Origin of the sequence: Janibacter sp. YB324 (assembly GCF_014217915.1) — a bacterium.
GTDB classification, from domain to species: Bacteria; Actinomycetota; Actinomycetes; order Actinomycetales; family Dermatophilaceae; genus Janibacter; species Janibacter indicus.
The window spans coordinates 35,253-51,071 of sequence record NZ_CP060120.1; the positions used below are offsets into that span (position 1 = coordinate 35,253).

17 protein-coding genes and 1 tRNA gene are annotated in these 15,819 nt (G+C 71.6%); 8 read left to right on the forward strand and 10 right to left on the reverse strand.

Features of this window, described 5'->3' with window-relative positions; translation table 11 throughout:
- The first annotated feature begins 47 nt into the window (after positions 1-47).
- Positions 48-569, forward strand: a complete 522-nt coding sequence (locus H7A72_RS00185) for a peptidylprolyl isomerase (protein ID WP_084451161.1) — start codon at positions 48-50, stop codon at positions 567-569.
- A 4-nt stretch (positions 570-573) separates the two neighbouring features.
- Positions 574-1,494, forward strand: a complete 921-nt coding sequence (locus H7A72_RS00190; RefSeq protein ID WP_185221221.1) for a rhomboid family intramembrane serine protease — start codon at positions 574-576, stop codon at positions 1,492-1,494.
- A gap of 161 nt (positions 1,495-1,655) precedes the next feature.
- Here H7A72_RS00190 and H7A72_RS00195 read toward each other — a convergent pair whose 3' ends face one another.
- Complete coding sequence (locus H7A72_RS00195) at positions 1,656-2,021, reverse strand: cell division protein CrgA (RefSeq protein ID WP_223277701.1); 366 nt, start codon at positions 2,019-2,021, stop codon at positions 1,656-1,658.
- Positions 2,022-2,100: 79 nt separating this feature from the next.
- On the opposite strand from H7A72_RS00195, the gene H7A72_RS00200 reads away from it, so the two are divergent.
- From H7A72_RS00200 to H7A72_RS00210, 3 genes are read left to right on the forward strand one after another with little or no spacing between them, the layout of a single operon-like run.
- Positions 2,101-2,877, forward strand: a complete 777-nt coding sequence (locus H7A72_RS00200) for a DUF881 domain-containing protein (RefSeq protein WP_084450949.1) — start codon at positions 2,101-2,103, stop codon at positions 2,875-2,877.
- Positions 2,878-2,893: 16 nt separating this feature from the next.
- Positions 2,894-3,550 (forward strand): aminodeoxychorismate/anthranilate synthase component II, encoded by a 657-nt coding sequence (locus H7A72_RS00205; protein WP_185221223.1) that lies wholly within the window; start codon positions 2,894-2,896, stop codon positions 3,548-3,550.
- A 19-nt stretch (positions 3,551-3,569) separates the two neighbouring features.
- Positions 3,570-4,553 carry a YihY/virulence factor BrkB family protein gene (locus tag H7A72_RS00210; RefSeq protein ID WP_185221224.1) on the forward strand — a complete coding sequence of 328 codons (984 nt, stop codon included), beginning with the start codon at positions 3,570-3,572 and terminating at the stop codon, positions 4,551-4,553.
- Between the two features lie 177 nt (positions 4,554-4,730).
- Here the strand turns inward: H7A72_RS00210 and pknB are convergent, their stop codons facing one another.
- From pknB to H7A72_RS00245, 7 genes are all read right to left on the reverse strand, one after another.
- Complete coding sequence (gene pknB / locus H7A72_RS00215) at positions 4,731-6,611, reverse strand: Stk1 family PASTA domain-containing Ser/Thr kinase (protein ID WP_185221225.1); 1,881 nt, start codon at positions 6,609-6,611, stop codon at positions 4,731-4,733.
- 46 nt (positions 6,612-6,657) lie between these two features.
- Positions 6,658-8,112 (reverse strand): penicillin-binding protein 2, encoded by a 1,455-nt coding sequence (locus H7A72_RS00220; protein ID WP_185221226.1) that lies wholly within the window; start codon positions 8,110-8,112, stop codon positions 6,658-6,660.
- On the reverse strand, positions 8,109-9,485 hold the full coding sequence (locus H7A72_RS00225) for an FtsW/RodA/SpoVE family cell cycle protein (RefSeq protein ID WP_185221227.1): 1,377 nt from the start codon (positions 9,483-9,485) through the stop codon (positions 8,109-8,111). Before H7A72_RS00225 ends, H7A72_RS00220 begins: the two co-directional genes overlap by 4 nt.
- Positions 9,482-10,717, reverse strand: a complete 1,236-nt coding sequence (locus tag H7A72_RS00230) for a Stp1/IreP family PP2C-type Ser/Thr phosphatase (protein ID WP_185221228.1) — start codon at positions 10,715-10,717, stop codon at positions 9,482-9,484. The genes H7A72_RS00225 and H7A72_RS00230 overlap by 4 nt, the downstream gene beginning before the upstream one ends.
- 2 nt (positions 10,718-10,719) lie before the next feature.
- Positions 10,720-11,229 carry an FHA domain-containing protein gene (locus H7A72_RS00235; RefSeq protein WP_072623326.1) on the reverse strand — a complete coding sequence of 170 codons (510 nt, stop codon included), beginning with the start codon at positions 11,227-11,229 and terminating at the stop codon, positions 10,720-10,722.
- Between the two features lie 28 nt (positions 11,230-11,257).
- A complete protein-coding gene (locus H7A72_RS00240) occupies positions 11,258-12,187 on the reverse strand; it encodes a DUF3662 and FHA domain-containing protein (protein WP_223277702.1) in 930 nt (309 codons plus the stop codon).
- 271 nt (positions 12,188-12,458) lie between these two features.
- On the reverse strand, positions 12,459-12,650 hold the full coding sequence (locus tag H7A72_RS00245) for a hypothetical protein (RefSeq protein ID WP_185221229.1): 192 nt from the start codon (positions 12,648-12,650) through the stop codon (positions 12,459-12,461).
- 81 nt (positions 12,651-12,731) lie between these two features.
- Here H7A72_RS00245 and H7A72_RS00250 point away from each other — a divergent pair, with 81 nt between their 5' ends.
- Positions 12,732-13,646 (forward strand): LysR family transcriptional regulator, encoded by a 915-nt coding sequence (locus H7A72_RS00250; RefSeq protein ID WP_084450937.1) that lies wholly within the window; start codon positions 12,732-12,734, stop codon positions 13,644-13,646.
- Positions 13,647-13,768: 122 nt separating this feature from the next.
- On the opposite strand, the gene H7A72_RS00255 is transcribed toward H7A72_RS00250, so the two are convergent.
- Positions 13,769-14,266 (reverse strand): DUF4188 domain-containing protein, encoded by a 498-nt coding sequence (locus H7A72_RS00255; RefSeq protein WP_185221230.1) that lies wholly within the window; start codon positions 14,264-14,266, stop codon positions 13,769-13,771.
- Between the two features lie 84 nt (positions 14,267-14,350).
- Here H7A72_RS00255 and H7A72_RS00260 point away from each other — a divergent pair, with 84 nt between their 5' ends.
- Complete coding sequence (locus H7A72_RS00260) at positions 14,351-14,983, forward strand: MerR family transcriptional regulator (RefSeq protein WP_185221231.1); 633 nt, start codon at positions 14,351-14,353, stop codon at positions 14,981-14,983.
- Positions 14,984-15,061: 78 nt separating this feature from the next.
- Positions 15,062-15,144 (forward strand) — tRNA-Leu (locus H7A72_RS00265).
- A gap of 59 nt (positions 15,145-15,203) precedes the next feature.
- Here the strand turns inward: H7A72_RS00265 and H7A72_RS00270 are convergent.
- Positions 15,204-15,809, reverse strand: coding sequence for a M23 family metallopeptidase (locus H7A72_RS00270; protein ID WP_185221232.1), 606 nt, complete (start codon positions 15,807-15,809; stop codon positions 15,204-15,206).
- Positions 15,810-15,819: the final 10 nt, after the last annotated feature.

Consider the following 15,819-nt stretch of genomic DNA (forward strand, 5'->3'; position numbering starts at 1 on the left):
AGGCCCGCCACGTCCCCCCTTCGGCCCCGGTCGATAGCATGGGCGGCATGAAGGCGATCCTGCACACCAACCACGGCGACATCTCCATCGAGCTGTTCCCCAACCACGCTCCCAAGACCGTCGACAACTTCGTCGGCCTCGCCACGGGCGAGAAGGAGTACCAGGACGACGCGGGTCGCACCAACCCGACGAAGTTCTACGACGGTCTCGGCTTCCACCGGGTCATCTCCGGCTTCATGATCCAGGGCGGCTGCCCGCTGGGTCAGGGCGTCGGCGGCCCCGGCTACGTGTTCGACGACGAGATCCACCCCGACCTGACCTTCTCCAAGCCCTACCTGCTCGCCATGGCCAACGCCGGCAAGCAGATGGGCCGCGGGACCAACGGCTCGCAGTTCTTCGTCACCGTCGGCGAGACCCCCTGGCTCAACGGCAAGCACACGATCTTCGGCGAGGTGGCCGACGGCCCGAGCCGCGAGGTCGTCGACAAGATCGCCGGCGTCCAGACGGGTGCGATGGACAAGCCGGTCGAGCCGGTGACCATCGAGTCCGTCGAGATCGTCCAGGACTGATCCCGTGTCGCTGCCGCCGTCCGGCTGGGGCGGTTCGTCCACGGACGGCGGCACCGGCGCCACCCCCGAGACCCCCACGTGCCCCCGGCACCCTGACCGGGTCTCCTACATCCGCTGCCAGCGGTGCCACCGACCGGTGTGCCCCGAGTGCCAGCGATCGGCCGCCGTCGGCGTCCAGTGCGTCGACTGCGTCCGTCAGGGGTCGAAGGGGGACCGCCCCCAGCGCACCGTCTTCGGCGGCCGCGCAGGCAGCGGCGCCGACGCGCCGCGCCTCACCATCGCGATCATCGCGATCTGCGCCCTCGTGTGGATCGGCGAGCTGCTCTCGCCGCGGGTCTTCCAGGAGGTCGCCTTCGCGCCCGCCCTCGGCACCACCGAGCCCTGGCGCCTGCTGACCTCGGCCTTCGCCCACAGCCCCAACCAGCCGATGCACATCCTGTTCAACATGCTCGCGCTGTGGCTCGTCGGCGGCTACCTCGAGCGGATGCTCGGCTGGGCCCGCTACCTCGCGATCTACCTCGTCACCGCGCTCGCCGGCTCGGTGACGTGGCTGCTCTTCCAGCCCGTCGACCCGGCCGACCCCGAGGCCTACGTGCCGATCGTCGGGGCGTCCGGCGCGGTCTTCGGCCTCTTCGCCGCCGTCATCGTCCTCAACCGGCACCTCGGCCGCGACAGCTCGTCGATGGTCGCGACGATCGGCATCAACGCCGTCATCGGCTTCCTCGTCCCCAATGTCGCGTGGGAGGCGCACCTCGGTGGCCTTGTCGCCGGTGGCGTCCTCGCCGCGGTCATCGCCCTCTCGCGCAGCCGCGGTCGGCCGGGCCTGGCGTGGGTCGGGGTCGGCGCGGTGCTCGCGCTCGTCGTCGTCCTCGGCGTGGCGCGCTATGCCCTGTCCCCGAGCGGGTTCGAGGCTCCCTTCGGGTGATGACACCGGCGGTCCCGGGCGATCGCAGGCTGTGGACAACGCCGAGTTACACGCGTGTCATTTGTCCCCACATGTGAAAAAGCCTGTGGACAACTCGAGTTGTCCACAGGCTTGTGGGGGAAACCGGCAGATTCCCACAGGGGAACCTGCCGGTCACGGCGTCAACGCCAGCGCGTCGTCATGGCGAAGCCGGCGAGGATGAAGGCGAACCCGGCGCCGAGGTTCCACCGGCCCCACGACTCGACGGGGTACTGCTCCTGCGTGATGTAGAAGGTCACGACCCACACGAGCCCGATGAGCATCAGGCCGAGCATCACCGGCACGAACCAGCTCGGGTTGCCCACCCGCTGGGCCTTGACCTTGTGTCGCGAACGGCTGGCCTCGCCGGCCTCGGCCGCTGCCGCGCGCTTGCTCGGGTTGCCGGAGCGGGCGGCGCTCTTGCTCGCGGCCTTCGCCCTGGCCGTGGCCGGGGTCTTGTCGGCCGGGGCCTCGGTCGTGTCCTTCGCGTCGTCGGCGGACTTCGCCACTGGGTGCTCCTCGGGTCTACGGGGGTCGTGGCCTAGCGTAGATGCCGAGCACCGATCCACCGACCGAAGGGGGTGCCCCGTGCCGGACCGTGACCTGCGCAGCCGAGTGCGCACCTGGCTGACCCATCGGCCGAGCCGGTGGTCGGCCCTCGTGCCCGTCATCGCCGCCGGCGCCGGCCTGCTCTTCGCGACCTCGAGCACGACGGCCCGTGGGACCGACCTGCGCAGCGAGGCGACGGGGGTGCCCGACGTCATCCGTGAGCGCACCCTCGACAACGAGCGCTCCGCGCAGCGGGTGCAGACCCTGCGTAGCGAGGTCGACCAGCTGACGAAGTCCGCCGCCCCCGGCAGCTCGCGGCTGCGCGCCATCGACGAGGAGAGCCGGGCCAATGCGCGCTCCGCCGGCATGACCGCCGTGCAGGGCCCGTCGGTGACGGTGACGCTCGACGACGCCCATCTCAAGGCGAGCGAGGTGCCGGAGGGGTTCACCGTCGACGACGTCGTGGTCCACCAGCAGGACGTGCAGGGCGTGGTCAACGCCCTGTGGCGCGGCGGTGCCGAGTCGATGCAGATCATGGACCAGCGGGTCGTCTCCACCAGTGCGGTCCGCTGCGTCGGCAACACCCTGATCCTCCAGGGCAGGGTCTACTCGCCGCCCTTCACGATCACCGCGATCGGCGACCAGGAGGACCTCCAGGCCGCCCTCGACGAGGACCCCGCCGTGAGCGTCTACAAGCAGTACGTCGACGCCGTCGGCCTGGGCTACGAGGTCGAGCACGACGACGAGACCGAGCTGCCCCCCTTCGACGGGCGCACGACGCTCGACCACGCCCGACCGCTCTCGTCCCGACGGTGAGGGACATACTGTTCCGGTGAGCCGCATCCTCGTCGTCGACAACTACGACAGCTTCGTCTTCACGATCGTGGGCTACCTGCAGCAGCTGGGGGCCGAGACGACGGTCGTGCGCAACGACGCCGTCGCTCCCGCCGACGGCGCCGACTTCGACGGCGTGCTCATCTCGCCCGGCCCCGGCACGCCCGAGGAGGCCGGTGTCTCCACGGCGATGATCGAGGCCTGTGCCGAGCGGGCCCAGCCGATGCTCGGCGTCTGCCTCGGCCACCAGGCCCTCGGTCTCGTCCTCGGGGCGACGGTCGGGCGGGCGCCGGAGCTGCTCCACGGCAAGACGAGCCGGGTCCTGCACGACCAGACGGGGGTGCTGGCGGGGCTCGCCTCGCCCTTCACCGCCACCCGCTACCACTCGTTGACCATCGACCCGTCGACCGTGCCCGACACCCTCGTGCCCAACGGCCACACCGAGTCCGGGGTCATCATGGCCGCGCACCACCGCGACCTGCCGCTGCACGGCGTGCAGTTCCACCCCGAGTCGGTCCTCACCGAGGGCGGGCACCGCATCCTCGCCAACTGGCTGGCCATGACCGGCGACACCGGCGCCGTCGAGCGCAGTGCGGGCATGTCCCCGCTCGTGCGTGACGTCGAGGGCGTGGCCCGGGCCGTCGCGGCCGGCTGACGGGCGAAGGGGGGGGAGCATGGGCGAGCCGACGGTCGGCCCGCTGGACCGGATTCAGCGCCGGCACCCGGTGCTCGGCTTCCCGCTCGCGGTCGTCTACAAGTTCTTCGACGACTTCGGCGGCTACCTGTGCGCGCTGCTGACCTACTACGGCTTCCTCTCGCTCTTCCCCGGGCTGCTGCTGCTGTCGACCGTCGTCGGCTTCGTCCTGCAGGGGCAGCCCGAGTGGCAGGACCGGATCCTCGACTCGGCGCTGTCGGAGTTCCCGATCGTCGGTGACGAGCTGCGCACGACCGGCACCCTGGGTGGTGGCCCCGTCGGTCTGGTCGTCGGTGGACTCGCCGCGCTCTACGGTGGGCTCGGCGTGGGTCAGGCCCTGCAGTACGCCAACAACACCGCGTGGATGGTCCCGCGCAACAGCAGGCCCAACCCCTTCGCCAGTCGTGGCCGGGGGCTGCTGCTCCTGCTCGTGGCCGGCATGACCATCGTGCTCACCACCGGCCTGACGACCTATCTGCAGCGACTGGTCTCCGGTGGCTACGCCGGGTGGGCGATCACCATCGCCTCGATCGTGCTCAACACGCTCGTCATCTCACTGATCTTCATCATCGCCACGACCCGGCCGCTCAGCCTGGCCGACGTGCTGCCGGGAGCGACCCTCGCGGCGCTCGCCTGGCAGGGGATGCAGACGGTCGGTGCGGTGTACGTCAGCACCGTCATCGAGCGGGCGAGCAACCTCAACTCGGTCTTCGCGATCGTCCTGGGCCTGCTCGTCTTCCTCTACACGATGTCGGTGGCGATCATGCTCTGCGTCGAGGTCAACGTCGTGCGCAAGGAGCACCTGTGGCCCCGTGCGCTGCTCACGCCCTTCACCGACCAGGTGGTGCTCACCAGCGCCGACCAGCGGGCCTATGCCCGGCACGCGGAGGCGCAGCGGCTCAAGGGGTTCCAGCGGATCGACGTCTTCTTCGACGAGACGCGCGGGCGCGACGGCGACGACTGATCGCTCGGGGCCGGCTGGCCGAACGGCCGGCAGGTTGTCGGGCAGATTCAGTGGGACAGGGCTGTCGTGTTGGAGGGGCTACGCCGCTGCTCCGTGGTGTGGGTCGTGACCCGTCCTGTGGAGCAACGGCGAGTCACCCAGATCCGACCGCCAGGGGTCCGATCGCCCTACCCGCTCTCACGGACTCGCGGGTGACTGCGTGGTCCGGTCGGTCGTCGGCCGGTCCGTCGAGGTGGGCGAGGGGCTGAGGGTGCCGCCCGTGGGTTCGCTCGTCGACGTCGGATCGCTCGTCGGCTCCTCCGTCGTCGGCTCGTCGGTCGTCTCGTCGGACGTCGTCGAGGGCGTCTCGGTGACCGTCGTCGTCGACTCCGGCTCGGTCGCGACGGTGAAGGTCACCGTGCGCCCCTGCTTGATCTTGCCCGCGCCGGGGTTCTGCCCCAGCACCGTGCCCGGCTCCTCGCTCGAGGTCTCCGACTCGACCTTGACGTCGAGGCCGAGCGCGAAGATCTCATTGCGCACCTCGTCGATCTGCTGACCGGTGTAGTCCTTGAGCTCGACGTCACCGCTGGCGACGACGACGTCGACCTTGCTGCCGCGGGCGACGGACTCGGCCACACCGGGGCTGGTGCTGATGACGTGGTTGGCCGACTGGTCGGGGCTGTCCTCCTTGGTCACCGTGCCGAGCTCGAGCCCCTGGGCCTCGAGCGCGCTCTTGGCCTCGCCGCGGCTCATCCCGACGATGCTCGGGACCGTCACCTCGTCGGGCCCGCCGGAGACCTCGATGGTCACCGTCTCGCCCTCGGCCACGCTCGCGCCCTCGCCAGGGTTCTGGGCGACGACCTCGCCGACGGTCGCGTCGTTGGTCACCGTCTCGACGTCGGTGCGCAGCCCGGACCTGTCCAGCTCGGCGCGGGCGGCGTCCTCGTCCATGCCGACGACCCGTGGCACGGCCACCTCGACGACGTCGTCGCCCTGGCTGGCACTCCACGCGTACCACCCGAGCAGGGCGAGCGGGATGAGCAGGAGTGCGGCGATGACCCAGCCCAGCCCGGAGCGTCGGCGTCGCGGCGGTGCCGCCGGCATCGACGCGGTGTCGGGCTCGGTGCGCAGGGGCGCTCCCTCGGGCCGGGCGGCGGCGACGGGCAGCGCGGTCGTCACGGCGTCGAGGTGCTCGGTGACGACCGGGCTGATCGGCATGCCCCCGCGGAAGGCGCCGAGGTCCTCGGCCATCGCCCGGGCATCCGGGTAGCGCTCGTCGCGGTCCTTGGTCAGGGCGTGCAGGACGATCGCGTCGAGCTCCGGCGGCACGCTTGGGTTGACGGACGAAGGGAGCGGGATGTCGGCGTTGACGTGCTGGTAGGTCAGCGAGATCGGCTCGCCCGTGTAGGGCGTGCGTCCGGTGAGCAGCTCGAAGAGCAGGCAGCCGGTCGAGTAGACGTCGCTGCGCTTGTCGACCGTCTCGCCCCGGGCCTGCTCGGGGGAGATGTACTGCGCCGTGCCGATGACCGCCTGGGTCTGGGTCATCGTGGCCTGGGTGTCGGCGATCGCGCGGGCGATGCCGAAGTCCATGACCTTGACGCTGCCGTCGTCGGCGAGCATGACGTTGCCGGGCTTGATGTCGCGGTGGACGATGCCCATCTCGTGGCTGTAGTCGAGGGCCTCGAGGACCTGCTGAACGATCCGCGCCGCCTCGTCGGGCTCGATCGTGCCGGTCTCGGAGTCGTTGAGGACCTCGCGCAGGGTCCGGCCGTCGACGTACTCCATGACGATGTAGGGGATGTCGAGCGTGGCGCCGCCGGTCTCGGTGATGCGGTCCTCGCCGGAGTCGTAGACGGCGACGATCGAGCGGTGGTTGAGGCCGGCGACGGACTGCGCCTCGCGGCGGAAGCGGCCGAGGAAGGCGGCATCGCGCGCGTGGTCGGTGCGCAGGATCTTGATCGCGACGGGTCGGCCGAGCCGGGCGTCGTGACCCAGGTGGACCTCGGCCATGCCGCCGCGTCCGATGAGCTCGCCGACCTCGTAGCGGCCGCCGAGCAGGCGGGGTGTCGAGCTGCTCATGCTGTCCCCCTGGACTCGCGGGTGGGTGGGGTGCTCAGGACGGGGTTCACTGCAGGGCCGCCTTCATCACGGCCGAGCTGATCGGTCCGGCGACCGATCCGCCGTAGGCCTCGTTGCCCTCGCGGCCGCCGTCCTCGACGACGACGGCAACGGCGACCTTGGGGTTGTCCGCCGGCGCGAAGCCGGTGAACCAGGCGTGCGGAGCAGCGTCGGTCGCGTGCTCGGCCGTCCCGGTCTTGCCGGCGACGCTGACGCCCGGCACGGCGGCCTGCGTGCCGGTGCCCTGCTCGACGACGAGCTTCATCATGTCGGTCAGCTGGTCGGCGGTCTCCGGCTCCATGGCCTTCGACAGCTGCTCGGGCTTGGTCTCGCTGATCGTCGACAGGTCCTGCCCGAGGACCGACTGGACGAGGTGCGGGGTCATGACGACACCGTCGTTGGCGACGGCGGCGCTCACCATGGCGACCTGCAGCGGGGTGACGCGCACGTCGTACTGGCCGATGCCGACCTGGGCCTCCTGCGGGGGGCTCAGCTCGTCGGGCACCGTCGACGGCGTGACGTTCATCGGGATCTCGAGGTCGTCGCCGAAGCCGAACTTCGCGGCCTGGTCCCGGACGGCGTCGCCGCCGAGCTCCATGCCGAGCCACCCGAAGGCGGTGTTGCAGGAGTCCTGCATGGCGACGGCCAGCGTGACCATGTCGTTGGGTCCGCAGGCACCGGCGTGCGAGTTGGGCAGCCCGACCTCGGTCTGCGGCAGGTCGAGCACGGCGGGCCCGGGGATGGAGGAGTTCTCGTCCCACTGGCCGTCCTCGATGGCGGCGGCGGCGGTGACGATCTTGAAGACCGAGCCCGGGGGGTAGAGGTTGCCGGAGATCGCGCGGTTGACGAGTGGGCGGCTGGAGTCGGAGTTGAGCTCCTCCCAGGCCTTCTTCTCCGTCGACGTGTTGTGGCTGACGAGCGGCGTCGGGTCGAAGTCGGGGTGGGAGACCATCGCGAGGATCTCGCCCGTGCGCGGGTCGAGCGCGACGACGGCGCCGCGCTGGTCGCCCAGGGCCTCGTCGGCGGCGCGCTGCACGCGCGGGTCGATGGTCAGCTCCAGGCTCGCCCCCTTCGGCGTGCGCCCGGCGATGGTGCTGGTGAGCCGGTCGTAGAAGAGCCGGTCGTCCCGCCCGGACAGCAGGCCGTCGGCGGCGAACTCGACGCCACCCCCGGGACCGTAGGTGAAGGAGTTCCAGCCGGTGACGTGGGAGTAGAGCTGCGGGTCGCTGTAGGTGCGCTGCCACTGCAGGTCGTCGTCGGTGGGCGACGACGAGGCGATGGCGCGGCCACCGAGGAGGATCTGGCCGCGCTCGCGGGCGTAGCTCTCGAGCTGGGTGCGGCGGTTGCCGGGACGGTCGTTGATGTCCTGGCTGCCGAGCACCTGGATCCATGTGCTCGCGCCGAGCAGCAGCACGAACATCACCGCCACGAGCGTCGACAGCCTGCGGATGGGCTGGTTCATCGCGCCTTCACCACCTGCGTCGGGGCGTCCATCGAGGCGGGGTCGAACTCCGGCTCGGGACGGCGGGCGTGGTCGCTGATGCGCAGCAGGATGGCGATGAGGGTCCAGTTCGTCAGGAGTGAGGATCCGCCGTAGGCGACGAAGGGGAGGGTGAGCCCGGTGAGCGGGATGACCCGGGTGACGCCACCGATGACGACGAAGACCTGGATGGCCAGGACAAAGGTCAGTCCGCTCGCGAGGAGCTTGCCGAAGCCGTCGCGCAGGCCGATGGCCGAGCGCAGGCCGCGCTCGACCAGCAGCGCGTAGAGCATGATGATCGCGAAGACGCCGATCAGGCCGAGCTCCTCGGCGATGCTGGTGAAGATGAAGTCCGACTCGGGCAGCGGGGTCAGCCACGGCCGGCCGCGCCCCAGACCGGTGCCGGAGATGCCGCCGGCGGCCATGCCCATGATGCCGGCGCCGATCTGCCCGCACTGCTCGACGCCCTCCTCGGAGAAGGTGTCGGTCCAGCACAGGATGCGGGTCTGCACGTGGCTGGCGAACTGGTAGACGACGAGCGCGCCGGCGGCCGCCATGCCCAGGCCCAGGACGATCCACGAGGTTCGCTCGGTGGCGGTGTAGAGCATCGCGACGAAGAGCCCGAAGATCAGCAGCGTGGTCCCGAAGTCGTTTTCCAGGACGAGGACCGCGGCAGCGGCGAGCCAGGCGATGACGAGGGGGCCGAGGTCGCGGGCGCGGGGGAAGGTGATGCCGAGGAACTTGCGCCCGGCGAGGGCCAGCATGTCGCGGGTCTGGACGAGGTAGCCGGCGAAGAAGATCGCCAGCAGGATCTTGGCCACCTCGGCGGGCTGGAAGGTGAAGGCGCCGAGCTTGATCCAGATCTTCGCCCCGTAGACCGAGTGCCCGAAGGGGGTGAGCGGCAGGGCGATGAAGATCAGCGCGAAGAGGCCCGCCGTGTAGGTGTAGCGCCGCAGCACCCGGTGGTCGCGGAGCGCGACGAGCACGACGAGGGCGATGGCCACCCCGAGACCCGTCCAGATGAGCTGGCGCAGGGCCAGCCCGGAGCTGAAGTCGCGGCCGGCCGCCAGGTCGAGCCGGTGGATCATCACCAGGCCGATGCCGTTGAGCAGGGTGACGATCGGCAGGATGATCGGGTCGGCGAAGGAGGCCCGCCAGCGCAGCACGAGGTGCACGCCGAGGGCGATGGCCGCGAGGATGCCCGTGTGACCGAGCAGGTCGGGCGGGATCTCGCCGGACTCGGCGACCGAGACGTTGACGTAGGCGAGGATCACCACGCCGATGGCCAGCGCCGTGAGCAGCAGCTCGACGTTGCGGCCCCGCGCGGGAGTGATCGTCGTGATGGCTCGGCTCATCGTCCGCAGGGCTCCCCGGTCGCCCGCAGCTGTCCGCACTTCTTGGCCGCCACGCGCAGGCTGTCGACCCGCTGGTCGGCCGCGCTGCGCGACTCGACCGAGATCGTGCCCTCGACCTCGTCGCGGTAGAAGGACGGCAGCTCGGACAGTTCGATGTCGGTCTGGTCGACGGCCGTGTTGAGCGAGATGGGCCCGAGGTCCTGGGCGACGCCGCGGTAGACCGTCACGTGGCCGTCCTGGGCACCGACGTAGTACTGCTGCTGGGTCCAGGCATAGCCGGCGTAGGCGACGGCGCCGACGAGCAGCACGGCGACGACGAGTCCCCCGAGACGGCGCAGCCACCGGCCGCGTCGGCCGTGGCCCTCCTCGTCGAGCTCGACGCCCTCGTCGTCGTCCTCGTCGCGGGTCAGGGCGGCGGCACGCGCGGCGGGGGAGTTGTCGACCCGCTTGCGCGGGCGGCGCAGGGCCGCGGAACCGACGACCTGGGGCTGGGTGGAGGGTGCGGTGCCGGCCTCGACGACGTCGGCGACGATGACCGTCACGTTGTCGGGGGCGCCCGCGCGCAGCGCGAGGGAGACGAGGTCGTCGGCGGCCTGCCCCGGGGGCGTGCCGCCGGTGAGGATCTCCTCGATCGTGTCGAGCGCGACGAAGCCGGACAGGCCGTCGGAGCACAGCAGGTAGCGGTCGCCCTTGCGTGCCTCGCGCGCCCCGAGGTCGGGCTCGTCGCCGTCGGCCCCGGTGAGCACGCGGGTGACGACCGAGCGCTGCGGGTGGGTGCTCGCCTCCTCCTCGGTGATCCGACCCTCGTCGATGAGCGTCTGGACGAAGGAGTGGTCCTTGGTGATCTGCGACAGCCGGCCCTCGCGCAGCAGGTAGGCCCGCGAGTCGCCGATGTGGGCGAGGATGAGCTTGTTGCGCGCCCGCATGATCGCGGTGACGGTCGTGCCCATGCCCTCGAGCTCGGCGTTGTCGGCGAAGGTGCGCGCGATCTCGTCGTTGGCCCGGGTGATCGCGCGGCCCAGCTGCGAGGAGGCCTCGGCCGCGGTGAGGGAGTCGTGGTCGATCTCGACGAGCTCGGTGATGACGGTCGCCGAGGCGAGGTCACCTCCCGCGTGCCCGCCCATGCCGTCGGCGACGACGAGCAGGTGGGGGCCGGCGTAGCCGGAGTCCTGGTTGTCCTTGCGGACCAGTCCGACGTCGGAGCGCGCTGCGTAGTGGAAGGTCAGCGCCATCGCTAGTTCCTCAGCTCGATGACCGTGCGGCCGATCCGGATCGACGTGCCGGTCTCGACGGGCACGGGGTCACCGACGCGGTACTGGCCGAGGAAGGTGCCATTGGTCGAGCCGAGGTCCTCGACGTACCAGCCATCCTCGCCACGGATGATGCGGGCGTGCCGCCCGGAGGCGAACTCGTCGTCGAGCACGAGCGCGCACTCGGGGTTGCGGCCGATGAGGACGCCCGAGTCGCGCAGGGGCAGGGAGGTGCCCGTGAGCGGCCCCGTCGTCAGCACGAGGTGGGTCGGGGTCCGGGGGTTGCGCGGCGGACGCGGCGTGGTCGCCTCCGGGGCCTCCTTGGACCTCGCGCTGCGAGACGCGCGGGCGGCCTTCTTGGGCGGCGTGGGGCGTCGGTTGACCACGCGCGTGCCGAAGAGGTCGGTGCGCAGCACGGACGCGACCGAGAGCACGAAGACCCACAGGAGCACGAGCAGGCCGAGGCGCAGCACGGTGACCGTCAACTCGCTCAACTCCGGGACTCCTGTCGTGTGTGCCGGCTCAGCGGCCGGCGTGGAAGGTGGCATGCGTGCGCCCGACGGTGATCCGGTCACCGTCGTGCAGGCGCACGGCGTCGGTGGGCTCGCCGTTGACGAAGGTGCCGTTGGTCGAGCGCAGGTCGCGCAGGTGGGTCACGAGGTGGGGGCCGTCGTGGGTGACCCGGACCTCGCAGTGCCGGCGCGAGATGCCGGGGTCGTCGAGGACGACGTCGGCACTCTCGTCGCGGCCGAGGACGGTCATCGCGGCGATGAGCGGGTAGCGCTCGCCGTCGACCTCGAGCCACGGTCGGTCGTGGACCGAGCGGGTCGGGCTCTGCCGCGGCGGCTGCGGACGGTGGACCGCCGTGGGCGCGTCGTCGGCGGGCTCGGGCTGCGGGGCCACCGGCGGGCGGGGCGAAGGGGGGCGAGGCACGGTCCGCTCGGGCGCGGCCACGGGGGCCGGTGCCTCCTCGACCTGGTCGTCGGTGAGCTCCCAGCCGCCGGAGTACTCGTCGTAGGCGTCGTCGTCGCCGGACTGCTCGTCGGCGTAGGAGCGGATCTGGTCGGCGCGCTCGACGCGCTGGCGGGCGGTGGCCGGGCGGACCCGGAAGACCCCGGTCTCGAGCTCGTCGTCCTCGTCGAAGAGGACCTGCAGCGGGCCGCCGGGCTGGTAGCGCTGGGACTCGGCGTGCTCCTGCGCGGCGGCGACGAGCTCGTCCTCGAGCTCCTGGTCGAACTCGGTGAGGCGCTCGTAGTCGCTCGGGGCGAGCTCGATGGTGAAGAGGTTGGGCACGATCGTGCGGCCGCGGCCGAGCATCGTCGCCCGGTCGTCCATGGCGCGACGCAGGGCGGAGGCGAGCTCCAGCGGCTGGACCTCGGCGCGGAAGGCGCGCGCGAAGACGCCGTTGACGGTGCGCTCGAGCTTGCGCTCCATGCGTTCGAAGAGGCTCACGCTCTCCTCCCTTCGGGCAGACGTCATCACGGACACACGGTGCGGCGAGCCTAACGTCTGACCCTGAGGGATGCCTGCAACCCATGCCGATGCGCGCCTCGCGGCCAGCTGCCGCCCGCTCCCTGAGGAGGCCGTCCGCGGCCGTCTCGAAGGGAGGTCCGGCGATGGGAGGGTCCGCGCCCGCCGAAGTCCCTGCGTCGGTCGACGACGTCACGTCGGTCAACCGGACTTCGGCTTGATGTGCGCGGACCTTACCTTCGCCTCCCCCTGGTCAGTGCCGGGGCAGCGCCTTCGGTCGGAGGGCGGGGCGAAGTGCGTGCCCGCGGCGGGTGCGTCGGGAGATCTGCTGGGGCCGGGGGCGGCGGGTGTCGTCCTGGGCGATCGCCTGGAGCTCGGCGGCGAGCCGGACGTCGTCGCGGTCGGCGGGGGCGGTCGGGTCGAAGGGGAATCGGAAGCGGCTCATGCCTCCACGGTCCTCCCCGATACCGTGCGAGACAAGCGATGATTATCGACGGATCGTTCGCTCCGGGCGTATGGTTGGGGGATGCTCGACGTCAACCGCATCCGGGTCTTCCGCGCCGTCGTCGCCAGCGGCTCCGTGCAGGCCGCCGCCCGCCATCTCGGCTACACGCCGTCGACGATCAGCCAGCACATCACCGCCCTCCAGCGGGAGACGGGGCTGACCCTCTTCGAGAAGGCGGGACGCGGCATCGTGCCAACCGCGACCGGTCGCCTGCTCGCCGCCGAGTCCGAGGAGCTCATGGGCAACCTCGCCCGGCTCACCGGGATGGTCGACGACCTGCGGGCCGGGCACACCGGTGGTCTGGAGATCGCCTCCTTCAGCTCGGCCGCGCAGCAGTGGGTGCCGTCGGTGGTCCGCCGGTTGCGCGAGGAGTTCCCCGGCCTGGTCGTCGACCTGGCGCTCAACGAGACGGCGCTGCAGCAGCAGGGGTTGCGCGCCGACATCGACATCCGGGTCGAGGATCTCGAGGTCGAGCTGCCCGAGACGCCCGGCCGCTGCCGTCGCGTGCTCGCCGAGGAGACCTACGTGTGCGTCGTGCCCCGCGACCACCCGCTCGCCGATCGCGGCGAGATCGGGCTGGCGGACCTCGTCGACGAGGCGTGGATCCGTGACGACCGGGTCGAGAGCATGTGCACCCAGATCATCAACCGCGCCGCGGCCGCGGCCGGGGTCACGCCCAACTACGTCGCCCGCTCCGACGACCACCACACGGCGATGGCCTTCGTCGCTGCCGGGGTCGGCGTGTGCGTCCTGCCGCGGCTGGCGGCGCTGACTGCCCCTGCCGGGACCGCCGTGCTCGAGGTGAGTGATCCGGTGCCGCGCCGCCGCATCGTCGCCCTGCTGCGCGACTCCTCCGAGACCAACCCGGCGGCGCAGCGCGCGATCGACCTGCTGCTCGAGGCCGCCCGCGGCGTCGACGAGGCCCGCGCCGCCTGAGGCCGACCCCTTCGCCCGCCCTTCTTTCGCAATTCCTCAAGGTCGTGCGGCGCCCGGGTCGGGTCGAGGTGGCAGCGACCGGATAGCCGGTCGCGGATACCTCCACCGGCGGGAGCCGCGCGTCAGGCGACCCGCGAGCCCAGGCGGGTGCGGGCGCGAGCACCACGTCGGCTCACCTCGACGGTGCCGGTCGCCGCTCCCAGGCCGATCTGCGCGCCGTTGCCGTAGAGGGTCTCGACACCGCTCGCGGGCACGGCGAAGGTCTCGTGCCAGATGCCGACGGCCCCGGGGTGCTTGCGGCCGGCGGCGTTGAAGGCCTTCCACGCCGGCAGGTGGGCGTGGTCGGCGGAGCTGGCATAGCGGTAGAGCTGCTCGGTGCTGCGCCAGTACTGGACGACCCAGGGGCCGCGGCGGCCCATGAGTGTCGTCGCGCCGAGGAAGCCGAGGTCCTCGGCCTCGCCGCGCTCGACTGCCGCGCGGTTGCGCTCCAGCTCGGCGATCATCCGCGGCATGGCGACGAAGACCGGCCACCAGAGGTCGATGCGGTGGGGCCTGGCGATGGTCATGCCGATGTTGAAGACGACGACGTCGTCGTCGCACGCGTGGGTGTGGTGCTGCATGGTCGGTGCCTCCCTGGTGCACAATGGATAGTGCCGCTATCCAGTATTGGGTAGGACTACTATCCGGCGCAAGAGGTGAGCCTGATGAAGATCTCCGAGCTGTCCGCGGCGACCGACGTCCCGGTCGCCACGCTCAAGTACTACCTGCGCGAGGGCCTGCTGCCGCCGGGCGAGGCGCTGTCGCGCACCAGCGCGGCCTACGGGGACGCGCACGTCGAGCGGGTGCGTCTGATCCGCGCGCTGACGAGTGTCGGCGGGCTGTCCCTGGCCACGACCCGGCAGGTCCTCGAGGTCATCGCCGACCCCGGCACCTCCCGGGTCGACGTGCTGGGCGCCGCCCAGCGGGCCCTCCTCGGCGAGGACTTCGTGGCCGGTCCCGAGGGTGACGACCCCGACGAAGGGGGGAACCCCCCTTCGCGGGCCCGTGCCTGGCTGGCGGAGGCGGGCTGGCAGGTGCACCCCCACGACCCCGTCATCGACGATCTCGACACGGCGTGGGCCGCGTGCGACGCCGCCGGCCTCGGTCTCGACGAGGCACGGATGACGCAGTACGCCGACGCCGTGCTGCGCATCGCCCGCGTCGACGTCGACTCTGTCCCGCCGGACGCCGCCGGTGCGGTGCGGCAGGTGGTGCTCGGCACCGTCCTCGTCGACCGGGTCCTCGCCCCGCTGCGTCGCCTCGCCCAGCAGCACATCGCCGTGAGCGAGAGCGACTGACCCTCGCTTTGGGGATCTGCCCGTTCATGGGGCACAATGAGACGGCTCGTGCGCCGGAAGGCGCTGGGCACACTCTTTGCGCGAGTGGCGGAACGGCAGACGCGCTGGCTTCAGGTGCCAGTGTCCGAAAGGGCGTGGGGGTTCAAATCCCCCCTCGCGCACAGATGTCGAAGGGCGTCGCACCGGTTGGTGCGACGCCCTTCGTCGTGCTCGGGGCAGGTCAGCCCTGCACGATCTCGCCGTTGTGCGGGAGCCGACCGTCGAAGGTCATCGGCACCGCCTGCGCCGCCTCGACGGGCAGCCGGTCGATGGCCTGGACGTGGAGGTGGGGCTCGGTGCTGTTGCCCGAGTTGCCGCAGCGCGCCACCGGCTGACCGGTGCCCACCTGCTCGCCGACCGTCACCGTCAGGCTGCCGCGCTGGAGGTGGCACAGGACGACCACACCCACTGCGCAGCGGATCTTCACGTGGTTGCCGGCGAGGGCGGGCCAGCCGGCGGCCGCCCGCCGACCCTGGGTCAGGGCGTAGCCGAGTGACGGCAGCCCGCGATATGCCTCGTGGTCGACCTCGCCGTCGTGCGCCGCGACGACCTCGCCGGCCACGGGCGAGACGATGTCCCGGCCGAACCCCGGGAAGCGCTGCGGCGGCTCCGGTCGCAGCAGGCTCCGCCACGTGAGGGGCGCGGTGCGTTCGTCCCCGCCCACGGGGACGAAGTCGATCGCGTGGGCCGACGCGAAGCGGGTCGTGCCGTGGCTCGGCACCCGGTCGGCGGGCGAGTTGCGCACCTGCCAGGCCCCGGCGAAGGGGTGGGTGAGCTCGATCGTCACCGGACCAGCT

What these genes read in the sequence shown, in the direction of transcription:
- H7A72_RS00185 (WP_084451161.1), top strand. Translation starts at nt 48, where the DNA reads ATGAAGGCGATCCTGCACACCAACCACGGCGACATCTCCATCGAGCTG.
- H7A72_RS00210 (WP_185221224.1), top strand. Translation starts at nt 3,570, where the DNA reads ATGGGCGAGCCGACGGTCGGCCCGCTGGACCGGATTCAGCGCCGGCAC.
- pknB (WP_185221225.1), bottom strand. Translation starts at nt 6,611, where the DNA reads ATGAGCAGCTCGACACCCCGCCTGCTCGGCGGCCGCTACGAGGTCGGC.
- H7A72_RS00220 (WP_185221226.1), bottom strand. Translation starts at nt 8,112, where the DNA reads ATGAACCAGCCCATCCGCAGGCTGTCGACGCTCGTGGCGGTGATGTTC.
- H7A72_RS00225 (WP_185221227.1), bottom strand. Translation starts at nt 9,485, where the DNA reads ATGAGCCGAGCCATCACGACGATCACTCCCGCGCGGGGCCGCAACGTC.
- H7A72_RS00230 (WP_185221228.1), bottom strand. Translation starts at nt 10,717, where the DNA reads ATGGCGCTGACCTTCCACTACGCAGCGCGCTCCGACGTCGGACTGGTC.
- H7A72_RS00245 (WP_185221229.1), bottom strand. Translation starts at nt 12,650, where the DNA reads ATGAGCCGCTTCCGATTCCCCTTCGACCCGACCGCCCCCGCCGACCGC.
- H7A72_RS00250 (WP_084450937.1), top strand. Translation starts at nt 12,732, where the DNA reads ATGCTCGACGTCAACCGCATCCGGGTCTTCCGCGCCGTCGTCGCCAGC.
- H7A72_RS00255 (WP_185221230.1), bottom strand. Translation starts at nt 14,266, where the DNA reads ATGCAGCACCACACCCACGCGTGCGACGACGACGTCGTCGTCTTCAAC.
- H7A72_RS00260 (WP_185221231.1), top strand. Translation starts at nt 14,351, where the DNA reads ATGAAGATCTCCGAGCTGTCCGCGGCGACCGACGTCCCGGTCGCCACG.